This window comes from Fluoribacter dumoffii NY 23, from assembly GCF_000236165.1.
In the GTDB taxonomy this organism is placed as follows: domain Bacteria; phylum Pseudomonadota; class Gammaproteobacteria; order Legionellales; family Legionellaceae; genus Legionella; species Legionella dumoffii.
The window spans coordinates 2590430-2608043 of the sequence record NZ_CM001373.1 but is presented as its reverse complement, the minus strand read 5'-3'; the positions used below and the strand labels follow the sequence as shown (position 1 = coordinate 2608043).

Here is a 17614-nt window from a genome sequence, read left to right as displayed (position 1 = left end):
AAATATTGAGTGCATTCAGAGCTGGTTTGAGGAAATGAATTAAAGAGGTTGGCATGACATTATTTGAATTATCAAATTATTACAGTCGGGCTCTCGCTAAAATTAAAAATTTTCCCGATCGGTCCTCAAAGACCAGGGCGCTGACGCTGAAACAAACTCAAGACTTACTTGCAAGTTATCCTGAGTTTAGAAATGAATTATTTTGTTCCAAGCAAAGGCTGCAACACATTCGCAATGAGCGGCTTAGAAAAATATTAATTTATGCAAAATCCTACTCACCCTGGTACCAAAAATCTTTGGCTCATATTGATGTAGAGAATTTCCGTGAAGAAAGATTAAGTGAAATTCCGGTTATGAATAAAAATATTTTAATGGAAAACTGGAATGAAATTGTAACCGATAGAAAACTTTCCCTGGCCCATGCTGAAAAGCATATCGCAAAAATGCGTTGCGATAAGGATACCCTGTATTTGAATAATCGTTATCATGTGCTGGCAAGCAGCGGCTCAAGTGGTAATAGAGGAGTGTATGTTTATGATTGGGATGAATGGAATTATTTCTATTTATCTACCGCTCGTTATCCTTTATATAACCATAATCGTTCCCAGCGGTTAATCGATCCCTGCCAAAAACTAAAAGTCGCCCAGGTGGTTATTACCAACACAATTTATGCAATGTATTCCATTTCAAAAACATTTTTCTTTAGTAACATAGAAAAGTTTTATTTGCCTGTAACCCTGCCAATCAGGCAAATTGTGGATGGTCTTAACCAGATTCGACCTGACATCTTATTAGGAACACCAACAACCATTTATAAATTATGCCAAGAAGCTGTTGAAGGACGATTGAAAGCGCAACCCAAAATTATTGGCGTTTCCGGAGAGCCTTTATACAAACCCATACGCGAGTTAATTACCAGCATTTGGCCTGAAGTTAACCTTTTTAATACTCTGGGATCATCTGAGGGATTATGGGGGGTAAACTGCCAGGCTAATTCCGAGGAGATGCATTTAAATGATGACTTATGCATTGTTGAGCCAGTTGATGAGAAGGGTCACCGTGTTGAGAAAACAGTAGTGCCTCAAAAGATTTATTTAACTAATTTATATAATTATACCTTACCTTTGATTCGCTATGAGCTTTCCGACCAATTAGTGTTTTTGGATAAGACGTGCGAATGCGGAATACAGCATCAACTTATCGTAGAACCACAAGGCAGGCCGGAATTTGATTTCCTTTACCCCGATAACATTTTTGTTCATCACCTGGTTTTTGTAACCCCTATCCTGCTCGAAAAAAATATTCGAGAATATCAGGTTATCCAAACAAAAAATGGTGCAGACATTAAGATTTTAGCTACGGGTTCTGTGGATAAAATACAATTGCAAAAAACAATCGCTAGCCGATTAATTCAACTTGGTTTGACACAGCCGCAAGTAAATTTATTTGAAGTAACGCAGTTTGATTATCCTGAATCAGGTAAACTAAGAAGATTCCTAAAACTTGATTAGGTTCTCTACTTTTTTACTGTCTCACGGTCGTAAGTTGCGCCCAATTTTTATAAAAATCAATCTATACTCTAATTAGAGAGTTTTTATTATCTATAAGGAGAAAGTGATATGGAACCGAGTAACCATCTATCTCAATCAGAAATAATTCCGATACTTTCTCGCGCAACTATTTTTACAGGGATAGGTCTTATTGAACAAAAAATGCTTGCTGATAAATGTGTGATTGCAAACTATAGACCTGAAGAGATTGTTATAGAGCAAGGTGAAGTAGGGGACAAGCTTTATATTATCATTCGCGGGAGCGTGCAAGTTTCTGTAAAAACCCAATCCATGGGTTGGAAACGCGTTAATACTTTGGGGGCGGGTGATGTGTTTGGGGAAATTGCCATTCTCCGTAATATACGCAGAACGGCGCGCATCAGTACTATAACTGCTTGTCAGTTCCTTACGATTAATGCTCGGGATTTTTTAGCCGTTTATCAATATTTTCCACCGCGCGCGCGCGATAATATTCAATTGGTTGTTGCGAAACGTCTCCAAGAAAGTGGTGCTCATGTGCGCTTGTAAGACGGCAAGAAGTTTGTACGTCAACAAACTCCTGTCTGCCTCAATACATTACCCCTCATTTGCATTTTACCGTTACTCCCGGAATAAAAATGGAAGCAAATTTTCTTAATATTCTCTTGGGGTTTATTGAAGGATTCGGGCTTATTATTTCCCCTTGCATTTTACCTATCCTGCCTATTTTTTTGGCGGGTTCACTCACGGGATCCAAAAAAAGACCCCTCGGAATTATCATTGGTTTTACTTTATTTTTTTCTTTCCTGGTATTTTTTTCTCATCAATTGGTGCATTACCTTGATATTGATTTTAATTGGGTTCGGAATATTGGGTACGGCATTTTGCTCCTTTTAGGGTTCATTATGCTCTCGAATTATTTAACTGAACGCTTTGCCAAAATAACTCAGGGATTTGCACGCATAGGCAACTTTTTTTCTTCCGCCGATCAATCTAAAGGAGGGTTTTGGAATGGGCTCTTTTTTGGGGGAGTTATTGCCATTGTTTGGACTCCTTGTGCCGGACCGATATTGGCTGCGGTTATCGTACAAACGGCCTTGCAGAAAACAACGATTATCAGTTTCCTTACTTTGAGTGCCTTTGCCCTGGGGGCTGCAATTCCTATGTTCATTATTTCCCTATATGGCAAGAATCTGATGAACACATTCACGTTCTTTAAACGGCGTGCCCTTCTTTTCCGTAAATTTTTAGGGGGAGTGATAATCGCAAGTGTTGTCTATATGGTCTATTTTGAAGGAGATGTCGTTTCGTCTTCAGTTTCTCCTCAAACAGGCATTAAAACTTCCAATTCCCTGATTAATGGCTTATGGTTTTCCTATCCAGCACCCCCTGTACAAGGTATAGATGCCTGGATTAATTCACCTCCATTAGATTTATCTGATTTGCATGGGAAAGTTATTTTAATCGATTTCTGGACCTATTCGTGCATTAACTGTTTGCGCACGCTGCCCTACATTAAAGATTGGTACTCTCGTTACCATGAAAAAGGCTTGGTGATAATTGGTATTCACACTCCGGAATTTGACTTTGAAAAAAATCTGGAACATGTTAGAGCAGCAGTAAAGCAGTATGGAATTTTATATCCTGTAGCGCTTGATAACCAATTTGTAACCTGGAGAAATTATCATAATCATTTCTGGCCTGCCCATTTTCTAATTAATAAAAAGGGATATGTAGTCTATAAACATTTTGGCGAGGGAGAATATGATGTTATGGAGAATAATATTCGTTTTTTATTGGGAGTTAAGGATCTGGCTACTTTAAGATCTTTAAAAGGCACTTCATTTAACCTAACCCAAACCCCGGAAACTTATTTAGGCTATACGAAGGCAGATCCCTATTACAGTCCCAAATTTACTAAAGACAGGACCACGCAATATCATTTTCCTAGCGAATTATCCATAAACGAATGGGGCCTGGACGGATTATGGCAAGTCACTGCCGAGCATGTCATGTCGGAGGAGGCCAATGCGGCTATAAAAATACATTTTAATGCCCGCAAGGTCTATGCGGTGATGGGGAACAGCGCCACAAAACCCATCAAAGTCCAGGTGATTTTAACTGACGAACAATCCGGTAAAAAAATTCAGGCAAAGAGCCTTCTAATCGATAAATATTCCCTATATGAATTAGTTTCACAAAATAAATTCACCAGCGGCAATTTACAAATTATTACAAATGAGCCCGGTCTTAAAATATACACTTTTACCTTTGGAAGCTAATGGTGATAATTATCCCAATAATTATTTTTTGATGATGGTCAGAATTTTTTTTACTTCAGCGACCACTTTCCCTTCTTCATCAGTTATAGGAATTAAAAACTCCGATTCAATTTTTTTGGCTTCATTCACTTCAAGTCGGATTTTTTCAACCTGTTCGTGAGATAACTCAAAGCGTGCATAAATAGTTCCTTTAGCCGGTATTTTATAGCGAATCGAGGCCGATTTATCCCAAACAATGTAGCCTTTTCCCAGTAAATTCATAAGCATTAACATGTAAAAAGGATCCGTCATCGAATACATGGACCCTCCATAATGTGTTCCCACGTAGTTTTTATTCCAAAAGCGCATTTTCATTTGCACAATAATTTGGGTTCCATCCCGCTTAAAGCTCTTTACGCTAATTCCGGCCCCCCAAAAAGGAGGCCAAAACCGCATCATCCTTAGCAATGTTGAGAAATTCATTCGATTATTCCAGTTTTAAATTGGGGCAATTTCCAGTTCTTTTTATTCTTCATTTTATGTCTGATTCAGTCAATTAAATAGTATATACTTCCCTTTTTTGGATTGGTTTGATTTTATTATGTATCGGTTTATCCCCCAAAAAATGCTTATTTTTGCTGCCCTGTTTCCGGTGGTGGCAACTGCAAATCACTCATCCTATCTTCCGCCCGTTTTTACTGAAAATAAACGGCTTGCAAAAATGCAGCCGTTATTTCCCGTTATTGATAAAATGTACAAGAAATATGCCGAAAAAAATCATGTACCTGGGTATGCATACGGGATTTTTCTGGATGGTCGGTTAGTACATACAGGGAACGGGGGGTATACGGATATTGCAAAGAAAATTCCTGTTACGCCTCAATCCATGTTCCGCATCGCCTCCATGACCAAGAGTTTCACTGCTATGGCAATTTTAAAACTTCGGGATGAAGGGCGGCTAAGATTGGATGACCCTGCCTCTTTTTATATCCCTGAGCTAAAAAATCTAAAATTAACCCAAGACGCAGCAGAGATTACTGTCCGCGATTTATTAACTCATTCTGCCGGGTTCCCGGAAGATAATCCCTGGGGAGATAGAAACCTGAGTAAGACGGATGAGGAGCTCGTCGCTTTGGTAAGACAGGGAATAGCGTTATCGCATGTTTCAGGGACGTCATTTGAATACAGCAACCTGGGATATGCCCTTTTAGGACTGATAGTTAAAAATGTAGCAGGGATTTCCTATCAGGATTATATTGCGGCCAATATATGGAAGCCCCTGGGCATGGAGCAAGCAGCCTGGGAATTTGCACAGCTTCGCCCCAATCAATTAGCGCATGGTTATCAATGGGTGAATGATCATTGGCAGGAAGAACCCCTTCTGCACGATGGAAGTTATGCTTCTATGGGGGGGATGATTGCCTCCATTGAATCGTTTGGCCATTATGTGGGATTGCATCAATCTGCCTGGCCGGCACGAGATGATCCAGAAACTGGGCCAATCAAAAGAAGCTCTATCCGTGAAATGCATCAACCGTGGCGAATCTATGCCCTCAACCCCAAAAACCGCGTATATGGCAGGGTTTGTCCCTCAATAAATGCATACGGATTTGGGTTAAGGTGGTCGCAAGATTGTAATAATACCATCGCGGTAGGGCATACGGGGGGATTACCTGGCTTTGGAAGTAACTGGTTTATTGTACCTGAATACGGTCTTGGTGTTGTCTTATTAACCAATGTAACCTATGCTGCGGCAGAAGCAACCAACGTGCGCGTAATAAATAAGCTCATTAAAGAGGCACGACTCAAGCCCAGAGAGTTACCCCCTTCACAAATATTAAAGGACAGACAAAAAGCACTGGTAAAATTATTACCTGAGTGGAGCGATGCAAAAAAAAGTGGATTATTTGCAGGGAACTTCTTCCTGGACTCACCAGTGGAATCGTTACAAAAGAAAACCCAAAAATTATTTGCTAAGGCAGGGAGAATTCGTCGAATTAGCAGAATTATTCCCGAAAATCAATTACGTGGATATTTTCTCCTTGAAGGCGAAAAAGCAACCCTGAAAGTGAGTTTTACCTTGTCACCAGAAAGTACTTCCTTAATTCAACATTTTGAAATAGAAGAAAAAACTTGACCCATAATTGCACTTTAGGACTGTATTTCAAAGAAGGCGCATACCGGTTTGCTAAAATACTGCAAACCGGTGTGCAGTGGCATCACCCGGATTAAGATAGTATATAAACTTAAATTATACTTTGGGCAGATACAGCCTTCTCACACAACATACGCAATGCAGTAGCGATTTGTTTTAACTCCTCATTGTGTAAATGATATTTCTTCCCTAACAGAATTGGATCGGTGAAGCTTAACCATACCTGACCCTGGGTATCTTCTGTAGCCATTATGCGCAAGGGTAAGTCCAGCGCAATTGCTGCATTTTCTTGCATCAAAGGAGTTCCTTTAGCGGGGTTGCCGATGATAAGCACTTCTGTCGGAAGTAAGGTTTGATTCACTTTTTGAGCTTCGCTGCTGTGATTGATGTGAGCAAAGATTTTCCCGCCTTGCTGGGTAATTATATCAATTATCCGTTCCATTGTTTGTGAGACAGGGTAAGGACTTTGCAGTGTTTGCGATCCAGATCCTTCAGGAGCGCCGAGTTTCTTGTCAAAGGCTGCAGCAATTTTTCGTCCCAGGATATCCAAATCCGTTAAATTTTCTTTATTGGCCAAGAGGGTGACACATAAAAGTTCGTCGGGTGCGGTAAAACGACTTAAAAATGCGGAGAAACCTGGGGTATTTCCCTTAATTTCCATTAATCCTGGATGTCCGGGAAATAGCCACCCTGCATTTCCAGGAATTGAAGTATTATTATCCAGAGTAATACAGCGATATAGAAAATCCCTATTTTCTTTTTCTTTGATTAAAACAGATCCTGCAAGGCTAATATCCCATTGGCTAATGTCTTCGGCAGAAGCAATGATTCCACAGTGAGAAAAAGTACTTGTCCAGGTAATTGCCGGAACAGTTTTATTTCCATTGTCATACCCTAAAGCAACTTCCACTGGATTTATATAGGAGGGCTGGAGTAAAAACTTGCTATGTGTATGGGGAAGGGTGCCATTATTGACTTCATTATCAATTGAAGAACTATTTTTGACAAAAAACGTCCGTTGTAAACCCACCCGGGTAATTTGATTTTTTATTACATGTTCTTCGTAATTCATGCCGCTTGCTTTTTCAATGATAAGCCCTAACAGATAGTAGTTGGTGGCACTGGGTAGCATTTTGCTGCCTGGGGGGAAATGCAATTTCTCATTGTGCAGTAAATGCAACAAATCTTCTGGTTGATACTCTTTATAAAAGGAAAAGTTGGCGTTTTTAGTATAATCAGGGAGCCCGGAACTATGGGTTAATAATTGACGGATACTAATGTTTTGCCATGATTGCGGAAGAGAAGATAAATAATCTGAAACGGGGCTATCTAATTGCAATTTCCCTTCTTCTTTTAACTGCATTATCGCTACTGCAGTATATGCATGGGTTAATTGACCGACATAAAAGAGTGTGCGTGTCGAAACCAGAAGTTTTTTTTCTGTATCAGCCAATCCATAACCTGTTACCCGGGTAATATAGGGAGCTTGGACAATAGCCAGGGAAATTCCCGGAATGTTATTTTCTTCCATATATTCCATAATGAGGTCATCTACAGATTGTCCTTGATACAGGACATGATAATCACCGCGTCCACTACCGGAATGAGCGTTCATTATTCTTCCTTATGAGGGTTACAAAACTATTGTTTAGTATAGATGACTATCGAGGATTAGAGGAAAACCCGAGGGATTTTACAAAAAATCCTCGGGGAGTTATTGGCTAACTCAATTGCGCTTTCTGCTCGCAGGGAAGTTCTATAAATGAATCTGCGCCACAATGAATTTTGTTGCGGCAAAAATAAGGAGGAACAACTGTATCCGGAACCAGAAATCCCTCTTTCATACTGACAAACAATTGATCGCTACGGCTGGCAAATTCTAAAAGTAATCGTTCCCCCTTTTTTAAAAGGGTAGCCACTGGGGTCATGCTAAAGCGCAATAAAACAGGAATATTACGTTGAAGAGGGGTCACAATGGATGTATTAATTGCCACTTCACAGCGCGAACCACTGTCTTCATCCACGGTGCGGGTAGCTGGTCGAAGGTGACCCATGGATAAAGGATGATATTTTCCGTCATGGTCCATTTTCCCTAACCGGGCGATTACATAGGAATCAATCTCATTACAACTGAATTTAAGCTGTACGGTAATAGGGCCTGCAATAGTTGTTTCTTGTTCGAAAAGTAATTCATAAGCCAGTTTTTGCTTTTCAAATTGTTCTATACCAGGCAAGACTTCACTACCTGGGGGAATAGAAATCCAGCAATCCTCAGCTTCTGCGGGGATTTGTTGTTGTAATCCCCGCACCTCCGCTTCCTGGGATTTTTCGAGATAAAACTTGCGTACCTGGGTTTCCGGGCTGGGGAAGCTTGTGGCAGACTCATACTGATTTTTCCCTTCAACCCAATACCGTACCGGAGGCAAATTGGCATAACCATTGTCCACTCCTTTGAGTATATGATCAAAAAAGGCAAGAGCCTCCAATTGCCAGGAATAGACAGGCAACTCATATTCAGCCGGACCAAGAATCATCCATTTTTTATTAGCCGGAGTACTGGAGTGTTCGAAAAGGTCATAGCAACCAAATTGATGCAATTCAATGTTGCCTAAGTTTTGTGCAACGACAAAAGGAATATCAATCTTGTTTAATCTTTTAAATGGTCCCTGGGTTATTTTAGTCTCTTCTCTTGAATTGCTATCTATCATTAGGTGAATGTACCATTGCAGCACCTCGGGTATGGGATGATTCTTTTTAAATTCCTGCACAATTTTAGTTAAATTGGGTTTAATAAACCTTTTCCAGAACCAGGGATAACTGATGAAATAGCTGATTAAGGCCCTTTTCCATGGCGCTACATAGCGATGTACTGTAGGTGAGTTAAAGTTAGCCCCTACCCATAGATTCATAAAACCGGCATTAAATACTCCACCATAATGGAAAACATGACGGTAAAAATCAGTACAAATTTCATTTGCAAAAAAGGCCCGTAAAGAAGGCGGGTTAAGTGAAGCAACACTGGCCTGATTCATTCCGTAGTAAGAAGTGCCAAACAAACAGACATCGCCATTTGACCAGGGTTGCTGTGCTGCCCATTCAATACAATGGTAATGATCCTGGGTTTCTTGCTCATTTTGCCAAGGTTGAAAATCGCCTTCAGAGCGACCAATCGATCTCGCAGTAACTACTACCTGCACATAGCCCCTATCAGTAATAACAGGAGGGGAGCCAATTTCATTATTTCCAGAAGGCAGCCCTGTTGTATGTAAATCACGGTTGTAAGCAGAAAACTGGAGGATAACTGGATATTTACCCGCTTTTGCAGGCGTGTACACATCTGCAGAAAGATGGACCCCATCTGGCATGGGAATCATTACGTCGGCTTGGAGCTTACAACCTAGCCCAGACTCGGCAACACGGGCAGGTTTCCATCCTGCTAATTGATAATGATTTAAGCGTGCGCGAGGAATAAAATTACTGTTTAACCATTTTTTCATAATTTACAAATTCTTATTTTTAATAGCTGTTTGATTTAAAAGAAAATATTTTAACAAAACCGCATCTATTAATCCCCAGATAATTTATAAAATAATGAAAATAAATGACTCACCTCTTCCTGGGAATGACCAAATAGTATCGGAGAGGGGAATTTGCTATTTACATGCTTTAGCATGCAACTTTAAAATTGTAATTTTGCCCTTTGCAGCAAATGATTAAAATGGGTATTGCCGCGGGCGCTACAGGTTTATATTAACAGGGATATTTAAAAATGTTAAAAATTGAACTTTTACAAAATAATCTTGATGCAATCCCGGAGCTTGCCCGCATTTGGCATGAGGTTCTGGGTAGCATTTGGTTGCCTGATGTTCCGCTTAAAGTCGTTGAGCAACGTTTTCTTGAACATGCTAACGCTGATAAATTGCCTATGACTTTTGTTGCATTTGATGGAAAAATGCCGGTGGGAATGTGCAGTTTACGTGAAAATGATGGGATTCGACCTGATTTAATGCCATGGCTAGGCTCCTTAACTGTAAGACCCGAGTACCAAAGCCAAGGTCTTGGGAGGCGGCTTATCGAGGTAACTAAGGAACAAGCAAAAAAAATGGGATATGAGATACTTTATCTTTTTGCTTTTGATCGAACTATCCCTGCTTATTATCAATCGTTGGGATGGAATATTATAGATAAGGATGAGTTTAAAGGACATCCTGTTACTGTAATGCAAACCCATATGAATCCCTGATTGCCCCTTAGTGCAAACCATTAGCATTTCCAAGGGTAACCCTTGGGTTTACCTAAGGATTTTGCTAATTATTTGCCTATTCAGTTCTGTTTTTTTGCATTTTCCAAAATAATTGTCTAGTCTTTATTTGCATTAATAAAACTATCAATCTGATATTTTAGGGAGAAAATAATGAATCAGAATATTTTTCAAGGGAAATGGATGGAAATCAAAGGTCAAATGAAGCAATTTTGGGGAAAGCTTACAGATGATGACCTGCAACAAATTGAAGGAAATCAGGAAGAAATCTACGGAAAATTAAGAAAGCATTATGGCTACACTCAAGAGCAAGCCAAAAAAGCCGTGCAAGATTTCCAAAAAAAATTGCATCACTAAAGGATCGCTTTGGAAGGAGTCTTATTATGGAAAACAGAGGAATTGTTAAATCCGGCGAACTTACAGGCACCAAGGTTATTAATAGTGCCAATGAAAATCTGGGCGAGATTGCAGAAGTTGTAATAGATAAGGCATCTGGAACAGTGAACTATCTGGTATTGGATTTTGGTGGTTTTCTAGGTTTCGGAAATAAATTTTTTGCAGTGCCCTGGAATCTTTTTTTGTATGATAACAAAGATGATTGTTTTATTCTTAATGTTGAAAAACAGCATTTGAAAAATGCCCCTGGTTTCGACAAAAGTCATTGGCCAAATTTTTCAGCGCCTGAATTTAAAACAACAATAACAGGATTTTATACAGGAGGAAAGGAAGCATGAAAATTTTAGCAGGAGTATTATTCAGCAGTATGGTGTTAGTCTCTATGTCTTCATTTGCTTCTGATGATAATAGTTCCAGTAGCAGTTCAAGCTCAAGTTCTAACACCACCAAGACTTCAATGAAGTCCAATTGGATTTGTACTACCAATGCAAGTTCAAGTGATAAAAGAGCGGATCAGGATGCAGACAAGAAAATGTCAGAGAAAACTTCTTCTGCTTCCAAATCATTCACTTTTGCACAAAAACATTGCAGGGATTGTACGCAAATTACTTGTAATGTAAAAAAATAACCCACTTACCTGCATTCCTTGAATCAAGGGATGCAGGTGTTTTTTTCAAAATTTATTTTTCCAAAAACAATTAAGGAAATCCATTAGTTCCCGCCCATCATCAATGAATTATTTTCTAATTATTTGAAGAATTTGAAAATTCTTTCTATGCTAAAAAATAGTTTTTGGTAATTCATTTTATGCTAAGGAATGCGAATGAACATTTTAGAAACCAAGATATTGAATGGTCCTAATTATTGGTCAAACTATAGAAAGGAACTTATCGTTATCAAACTGGATTTAGAAAAATATGAGGAGCTTCCTACAAATCGTTTGGCTGGATTTAAGGAAAGACTGGTTCAGGAGCTACCTAGTTTAAAAAGTCACCGCTGTTCCTTGGGAGTGGAGGGTGGATTCTTAGAACGGGTTGAGGAAGGTACATGGTTAGGGCATGTGATTGAACATGTTGCTTTGGAGTTGCAATATCTTGCCGGAATGGATTGCGGTTTTGGCAGAACTTATGGGACTAAAGATTATGGCGTCTATCATGTCATCTTTGCTTATCAAATAGAGGAAGCCGGGTTGCATGCAGGAAAAACAGCGGTAGAATTTATACGCTCCATTGCCGAGGGAAAAAAATATCCCCTAGAGGAAGCAATCAACCATCTCAAAGAGATTTTTAAAAGAAAAAGTTTAGGACCAAGCACCCAGGCCCTTGTGGAGGAAGCTAAAAGAAGAAAAATTCCCTGGAAACGCCATAATAACACTTCTTTAATTACCTTTGGATATGGACGAAATCAAAAAAAGATATGGGCCTCTGTGTCTTCGAAAACCAGCTCCATTGGGGTTGATATTGCTTCTGATAAAGAGTTGACCAAACACATCCTGAGGGCAAATTTTATTCCGACTCCCGAGGGCATGATTATCAATTCTGAGGAGTCTCTTAAAGATGCGATTGCCCAATTGGGTTTCCCATTAGTTATAAAGCCGCATAATGGCAACCATGGGAAAGGAGTAACTACTCATATCACTGATTTGAATAAAGCATATTTTGGGTATGAACTGGCAAAAAAAATTTCCAATGAATTAATTATAGAGCGTTTTATAACGGGAAATGATTATCGATTCTTAGTGATAAATTATAAAGTAGTTGCTGTAGCTGAACGCACTCCCCCCCAGATTACAGGTAATGGAAAACTTACAATCAATGAATTAATTAAGCAGGTGAATGAGGATCCCAATCGAGGCGAGTCGCATGAAAATATACTGACAAAAATCAAAATTGATGAATCCACTTTCTCTATTTTAAAACAGAATAACCTCACTCTCGAAAGTATATTACCTGTAGGACATATTTTAAAATTAAAAGAAACTGCCAATTTAAGTTCCGGGGGAACAGCCAGGGACGTTACAGACATAGTCCATCCTTTTAACATCTCTCTTGCGGAGCGTGTAGCGCGACTGGTGAATTTGGATATTTGTGGAATTGATGTCATTTCCCAAGATATCGGTTGTCCGCTTAATGAAAATTCGGGGGCGGTTATTGAAGTAAATGCAGGACCTGGGTTAAGGATGCATTTGTCCCCCAATGAAGGTATGGCGCGTAATGTGGCAGAACCCATATTAAATATGCTTTATCCAGCGAATTTGACATCAAGAATTCCGGTAGTTGCAGTTACGGGTACTAATGGGAAAACAACTGTTGTCAGGTTGATCGCCCATCTCGCACGGTTTGTAAATCATCATACAGGTTATACCACTACAGAAGGTATCTATATAAATAATAAATTAATCTATAGCGGTGATTGCAGCGGACCTGCCAGTGCCCAAGTTGTTTTGTATGATCCCGAGGTTGATTATGCGGTGTTAGAGTGTGCTCGAGGCGGGATTCTGCGTTCCGGTTTAGGTTTTGATGAATGTGATATTAGTGTGATAACCAATGTCACTGGAGATCATCTGGAGTTAAATGATATCCATACATTAGAAGAAATGGCAGAGGTAAAAGCGGTTGTTGCGCGAAGTACCAAAGATACAGGATATGCCATTTTAAATGCGGATAATAATTTTACCTACGATTTAAGAAATGATTTACACTGCAATATTGCCCTCTTTAGCATGTTTGATAGCCCACACATTCGCAAGCATTGTAGCCTAGGCGGGCTGGCTGCCTATCTTGACCAGGGAAATATTATAGTGCAGAGGGGATCAGAACGCATTACCCTTGCGGATATAAAATCAATACCACTCAGTTTTCAAGGTACTGCAACCGGTATGATGCAAAATATATTGGCAGCAGTACTGGCGGGGGTAATCAGTCATTTCTCTTTGGAAAAAATCAAAGAAGCTCTGCAAGTTTTCTATCCTACCGTGGAAAACCTTCCCGGCAGGATGAATCTTTTTAGATTCCCTCATTGTCAAATCATGGTCGACTATGCTCACAATGAAGGCGCATATTGCGAACTAAAAAATTATATTGATTCACTTCAATGCGCTAAAAAAATTGGAATCATAGGAGTTGTCGGTGATCGGCGTGATGAAGATATAGAAAAATTGGGCTACCACGTTGCCTCTATGTTTGATGAGATTGTTATCCGTCACGACAAAGATGGACGAGGGCGAACCCATCATGAAATTAACCGTCTTTTAGTCGCTGGAATTCTTCGTTCCCATTTAAAACCCTCTTTAAATATTATTTCAGATGAGATTGAGGCAATTGAACATATGATGGAAATAGCAGAACCAAATACGTTTATCTTCTGCGCAGTTGAAGATGTATTTGAGACTACCAATTTTCTGAAGAAAAAGGAAAAGCAATTCAAGATGGTGAATGAGGTTTATAATGACACCCAAGGCTAAATTATTAATTATCGGTGGCGCCGAGGACAAGGGCGACAATGATCTGATAGACATAGTAGAGCAAAAAAAGGAATTTACTCGCTATGAAATTCTAAATGAAATACTTCCTCCTTCGAATAAAAAAATTGAAATTATTACAACAGGCTCAGAGATTCAGGAGGAAGTAAAAAAAATTTATCAAAAAGTTTTTCATGATATGGGTTATAACAATATAGGATTTCTTCCCATAAAAAAAAGAAGTGAAGCGCGTGACAGTGAGTATTTAAAAAGAGCAGCAAATGCAGGGGCTATTTTTTTAACGGGAGGAGATCAGTTTCGATTATCTACTATTTTAGGCGGTACCCCTATCGTCAATATTATTAAAGATAGATACATGAAAGATAGTGATTTTATTATTGCTGGAACCAGTGCTGGCGCTATGGTGATGGGTACAGTAATGATAACGGGGGGTGGTTTGTCGGAGGCCTTAAGGTATCGTAATTTATTAACTTCTTCAGGATTAGGGATTGTACTGTCGTGTATCATTGATACTCATTTTATAAAAAGAGGGCGATTCAGCCGGCTTGCCCATGCCATCATTATGAATCCGGAACAATTAGGTATTGGTTTGGGGGAAGATACTGCTTTGGTCATTCGAAATGGAACTGATGCCGAAGTTTATGGCTCCGGTATGGTAGTTATTATCGATGGCAGGAATATCGATCAAACGAATATTACTGATGTAGAGGAAGGTGAAGCGGTTTTTGTTGAAAATTTAATTGTGCATCTTCTGGTTAAAGGATGTCAATTTTCAATATTGGACCGCACTTTAGCGAATCCTGCAATTCCTGTAAGTAAATATACTAAATAAATGGATAATAGGTGATGGATAAAATTGCTATTGCAGTACATGGCGGTGCCAGTGAGAATTATTCTTTTTTACAAGAACATCAAAAGGAGTTTGAGGAGGGCATGGCCCAGGCAATTAAGAAGGGCTATTCCATACTTGAAAAAGGCGGCTCGGCTCTGGATGCAGTGGAGGAAACGGTTGCAATTCTTGAAGATAATCCATTATTTAATGCAGGCAGAGGTTCTGCGTTAAATTGTCAAGGTGAAGTGGAAATGGATGCTTCCATTATGAGCGGCAAGGATTTACGTGCTGGCTCGGTTTCTATGGTTCGAACTGTAAAAAATCCAGTCCACTTGGCAAGACTGGTAATGGAAAAAACAAGGCATGTTTTTCTTTCGGGATACGGGGCGTTAGAGATAGCAAAAAAACACGAAGTAGAGATTGAGGCTGAATCTTATTTTATAACTCCCTACCAATATGAAATGTACCAAACTCTCAATCGATTAGAGACTTTGGAGGACATTCAGAAGAAGAAACTAAAAGGGACTGTAGGAGCTGTGGCTCTTGATATGCAGGGAAACCTGGCGGCCGCAACTTCAACAGGCGGAACCAGCAATTGTCTTCCCGGAAGAATTGGCGACAGCTGTGTGATTGGCGCAGGATGCTATGCCAATAACACCTCCTGCGCAGTCTCCGGGACCGGAGAGGGTGAATATTTGATCAGGAATGTAGTGGGACACACCATATCCATGATGGTGGAATTTGATATGCCTTTACAAGAAGCCTGTGATTATGTAATTCATGAACGCCATAAGCAATTAAACGGGGAAATGGGGGTGATTGCGGTCAATAAACATGGTGATTTTGGGATTTCTTTTAATACCGAGATCATGAAGAGGGCTTGGCAAAGTTCTTCTCAAAAAATGCAAATTCGTCTTTTTGATTAACTTCAAAATAGAAGCGTACATCTGGGGCCCGGAATAAGGGGTTCCGGGCGAAACTTAACCTAATAGGCTCCAATGATTTTTATGGGGGCGGTGGGCGACGAGCAAGTAACCCCATAACCAGTAGTACGACAAAGATGACAAGAAATAAAAAGAACAAAATCTTTGCAATTCCAGCTGCAGCTGCAGCAATTCCACCAAATCCAAATGCTGCGGCAATGAGTGCAATGATTAAAAATATCAAGGCCCAAGTTAACATAATACCCTCCTTGTATGAAGACATCTGAATTAATTATAGATTAAATTTTAAACAAAAACATTTGCTTAAGGTGCAATCTGCTTTGCAAAAAGTGAAATAATACATTTTTGCGGTGCACGTTTTTTCTGTAAAAACGTCTTTTCAAGAAAAAAACGGTTTGGGGTTAGAGTAGGAAGGGATAAGCGGTATTCTCCTGAGCTCTGCTTTGCATTCCTCAGGAGCCAAAGGTAATTAATTGATGATAGCAATAATAAGCAAGCCCATAGCAATAAAACCAATTAAGGCCAAGCTGGAATTACCTCCAGGAACGAGGTGGCTTTCATTGGTGACTAATGCTTTACGTCCACGCCACGCCATAACTGAAGGCAACAAAAGCAATAAAATAACGCAACAAATACCCGCATAGCTTAAGGCTTGCAAATAAATTCCGGGATTCAACAGGACGACTCCCAATGGGGGAAGAAAAGTTAAGGCCAAAGTATATTTTCCCTGATTACCGGATTTCTTCAATTTTAATCCGTCAGCGAGAAAATCAAATAGCCCTAATGAAACGCCTAAAAATGCAGTGAGCATACATATGGAAGTGAAAAATCCAAAAAAACCGCTAATCCACTGATTATGAACAGATTGGCTTAACGCTTCAGTCAACCCGCTGGTAGCATGCTCTGAATTCATAAGCGCAAGCAATCCATTCTCTCCTTCACGAGAGACAACGCCCATAATAACTGCATCCCAAACAATGTAACAACCAAGAGGAATAAGCGACCCCAATAAAATAACACGTCTAAGGCTGCGTATATCATCTCCGAAATAATCGCGTAAGCTGGGTATTATCGTTGCATAGCCGAATGAAGTGATTAAGATCATTAACGTGCCGGTAAACGCACGTGCGGAACCATCTGTTAAACCCAATGTTGAGGTATGGGGACTAATAATTGCCACCAGTAAAACGTATATGCCTAATTTTCCGAACATGAGACCACGATTCACGTAATCTACGGAACGAATTCCTTTATAAACTATCAAACTGAATAAAAGTGTAAATAAAATTGCGGTCACACTGTTGGGTAATTCAATATTTATTTTATGCAATAAACTATTGAACACATCGCTACCGCCAGAAATGTAGGCGGAGAGCAGGGTGTAGAGTAAGAACAAGTACGTAATCCAGGCAATAATTTGACCTGGCAACCCTAACGTGGACTTTGCCATCGAAATCATATTACTGCCTGCCGGAAGGCGTAGATTGACTTCCAGGATTAATAAAGCTCCTGCGGTCATCACCAGCCAGCAAAAAAACAGGAAGAAAATCGAATTGCTAAAACCTACTTCAGCTGTAGAAACAGGTAAAGCAAGCATGCCTCCACCTATTGAAGTTCCTACTATAAGTAATATCCCACCTATTAGTTTTGAATTGATCATAAGATTTCATCCAAAATAGCGCAAAAATAATTCAATATGATAATTTGTTATTCATTTGCAGTCAATTATCTCGTAACCTGGGAGTAGCGGAATGA

At 39.7% G+C, this 17614-nt stretch carries 16 protein-coding genes; 11 read left to right on the top strand and 5 right to left on the bottom strand.

All coding sequences use genetic code 11. The annotated features are described in order from the left end of the window. Positions 1 to 53 precede the first annotated feature (53 nt). The 3 genes from KYQ_RS11780 to KYQ_RS11770 all read left to right on the top strand — a co-directional run bounded on the left by KYQ_RS11780 (position 54) and on the right by KYQ_RS11770 (position 3811). Positions 54 to 1511, top strand: a complete 1458-nt coding sequence (locus KYQ_RS11780; RefSeq protein ID WP_010654466.1) for a phenylacetate--CoA ligase family protein — start codon at positions 54 to 56, stop codon at positions 1509 to 1511. Positions 1512 to 1619: 108 nt separating this feature from the next. Next, positions 1620 to 2078 (top strand): cyclic nucleotide-binding domain-containing protein, encoded by a 459-nt coding sequence (locus KYQ_RS11775; RefSeq protein ID WP_010654465.1) that lies wholly within the window; start codon positions 1620 to 1622, stop codon positions 2076 to 2078. Positions 2079 to 2167: 89 nt separating this feature from the next. Beyond that, complete coding sequence (locus KYQ_RS11770; RefSeq protein ID WP_010654464.1) at positions 2168 to 3811, top strand: redoxin family protein; 1644 nt, start codon at positions 2168 to 2170, stop codon at positions 3809 to 3811. 21 nt (positions 3812 to 3832) lie between these two features. Here the strand turns inward: KYQ_RS11770 and KYQ_RS11765 are convergent, their stop codons facing one another. Further along, positions 3833 to 4273, bottom strand: a complete 441-nt coding sequence (locus KYQ_RS11765; RefSeq protein WP_010654463.1) for a DUF4442 domain-containing protein — start codon at positions 4271 to 4273, stop codon at positions 3833 to 3835. A 118-nt stretch (positions 4274 to 4391) separates the two neighbouring features. On the opposite strand from KYQ_RS11765, the gene KYQ_RS11760 reads away from it, so the two are divergent. Continuing rightward, entirely contained in the window at positions 4392 to 5927 is a 1536-nt protein-coding gene (locus tag KYQ_RS11760; protein ID WP_010654462.1) for a serine hydrolase domain-containing protein, read from the top strand. Positions 5928 to 6036: 109 nt separating this feature from the next. On the opposite strand, the gene KYQ_RS11755 is transcribed toward KYQ_RS11760, so the two are convergent. Further along, positions 6037 to 7560, bottom strand: a complete 1524-nt coding sequence (locus KYQ_RS11755) for a serine hydrolase (protein WP_010654461.1) — start codon at positions 7558 to 7560, stop codon at positions 6037 to 6039. 106 nt (positions 7561 to 7666) lie between these two features. Continuing rightward, the gene (locus tag KYQ_RS11750) at positions 7667 to 9442 is read right to left on the bottom strand and encodes a CocE/NonD family hydrolase (protein WP_010654460.1); all 1776 of its coding nucleotides are present in this window, start codon (positions 9440 to 9442) and stop codon (positions 7667 to 7669) included. Positions 9443 to 9714: 272 nt separating this feature from the next. Here KYQ_RS11750 and KYQ_RS11745 point away from each other — a divergent pair, with 272 nt between their 5' ends. From KYQ_RS11745 to KYQ_RS11715, 7 genes are all read left to right on the top strand, one after another. Continuing rightward, positions 9715 to 10188 (top strand): GNAT family N-acetyltransferase, encoded by a 474-nt coding sequence (locus tag KYQ_RS11745; protein ID WP_010654459.1) that lies wholly within the window; start codon positions 9715 to 9717, stop codon positions 10186 to 10188. A 171-nt stretch (positions 10189 to 10359) separates the two neighbouring features. Further along, complete coding sequence (locus KYQ_RS11740) at positions 10360 to 10563, top strand: CsbD family protein (protein WP_010654458.1); 204 nt, start codon at positions 10360 to 10362, stop codon at positions 10561 to 10563. A gap of 26 nt (positions 10564 to 10589) precedes the next feature. Continuing rightward, complete coding sequence (locus tag KYQ_RS11735) at positions 10590 to 10940, top strand: PRC-barrel domain-containing protein (protein ID WP_010654457.1); 351 nt, start codon at positions 10590 to 10592, stop codon at positions 10938 to 10940. After that, positions 10937 to 11230 (top strand): hypothetical protein, encoded by a 294-nt coding sequence (locus tag KYQ_RS11730; RefSeq protein WP_010654456.1) that lies wholly within the window; start codon positions 10937 to 10939, stop codon positions 11228 to 11230. The genes KYQ_RS11735 and KYQ_RS11730 overlap by 4 nt, the downstream gene beginning before the upstream one ends. Before the next feature lie 195 nt (positions 11231 to 11425). Further along, positions 11426 to 14065, top strand: a complete 2640-nt coding sequence (gene cphA, locus KYQ_RS11725) for a cyanophycin synthetase (RefSeq protein WP_010654455.1) — start codon at positions 11426 to 11428, stop codon at positions 14063 to 14065. Then, entirely contained in the window at positions 14049 to 14915 is an 867-nt protein-coding gene (locus KYQ_RS11720) for a cyanophycinase (RefSeq protein ID WP_010654454.1), read from the top strand. Before cphA ends, KYQ_RS11720 begins: the two co-directional genes overlap by 17 nt. 14 nt (positions 14916 to 14929) lie before the next feature. Next, complete coding sequence (locus KYQ_RS11715) at positions 14930 to 15841, top strand: isoaspartyl peptidase/L-asparaginase family protein (protein ID WP_010654453.1); 912 nt, start codon at positions 14930 to 14932, stop codon at positions 15839 to 15841. Positions 15842 to 15920: 79 nt separating this feature from the next. Here KYQ_RS11715 and KYQ_RS18920 read toward each other — a convergent pair whose 3' ends face one another. Together KYQ_RS18920 and KYQ_RS11705 are read right to left on the bottom strand one after the other, a co-directional pair. Then, positions 15921 to 16097 (bottom strand): DUF1328 domain-containing protein, encoded by a 177-nt coding sequence (locus tag KYQ_RS18920; protein WP_010654452.1) that lies wholly within the window; start codon positions 16095 to 16097, stop codon positions 15921 to 15923. A gap of 231 nt (positions 16098 to 16328) precedes the next feature. Continuing rightward, entirely contained in the window at positions 16329 to 17519 is a 1191-nt protein-coding gene (locus KYQ_RS11705; protein ID WP_010654451.1) for an amino acid permease, read from the bottom strand. Positions 17520 to 17614 lie beyond the last annotated feature (95 nt).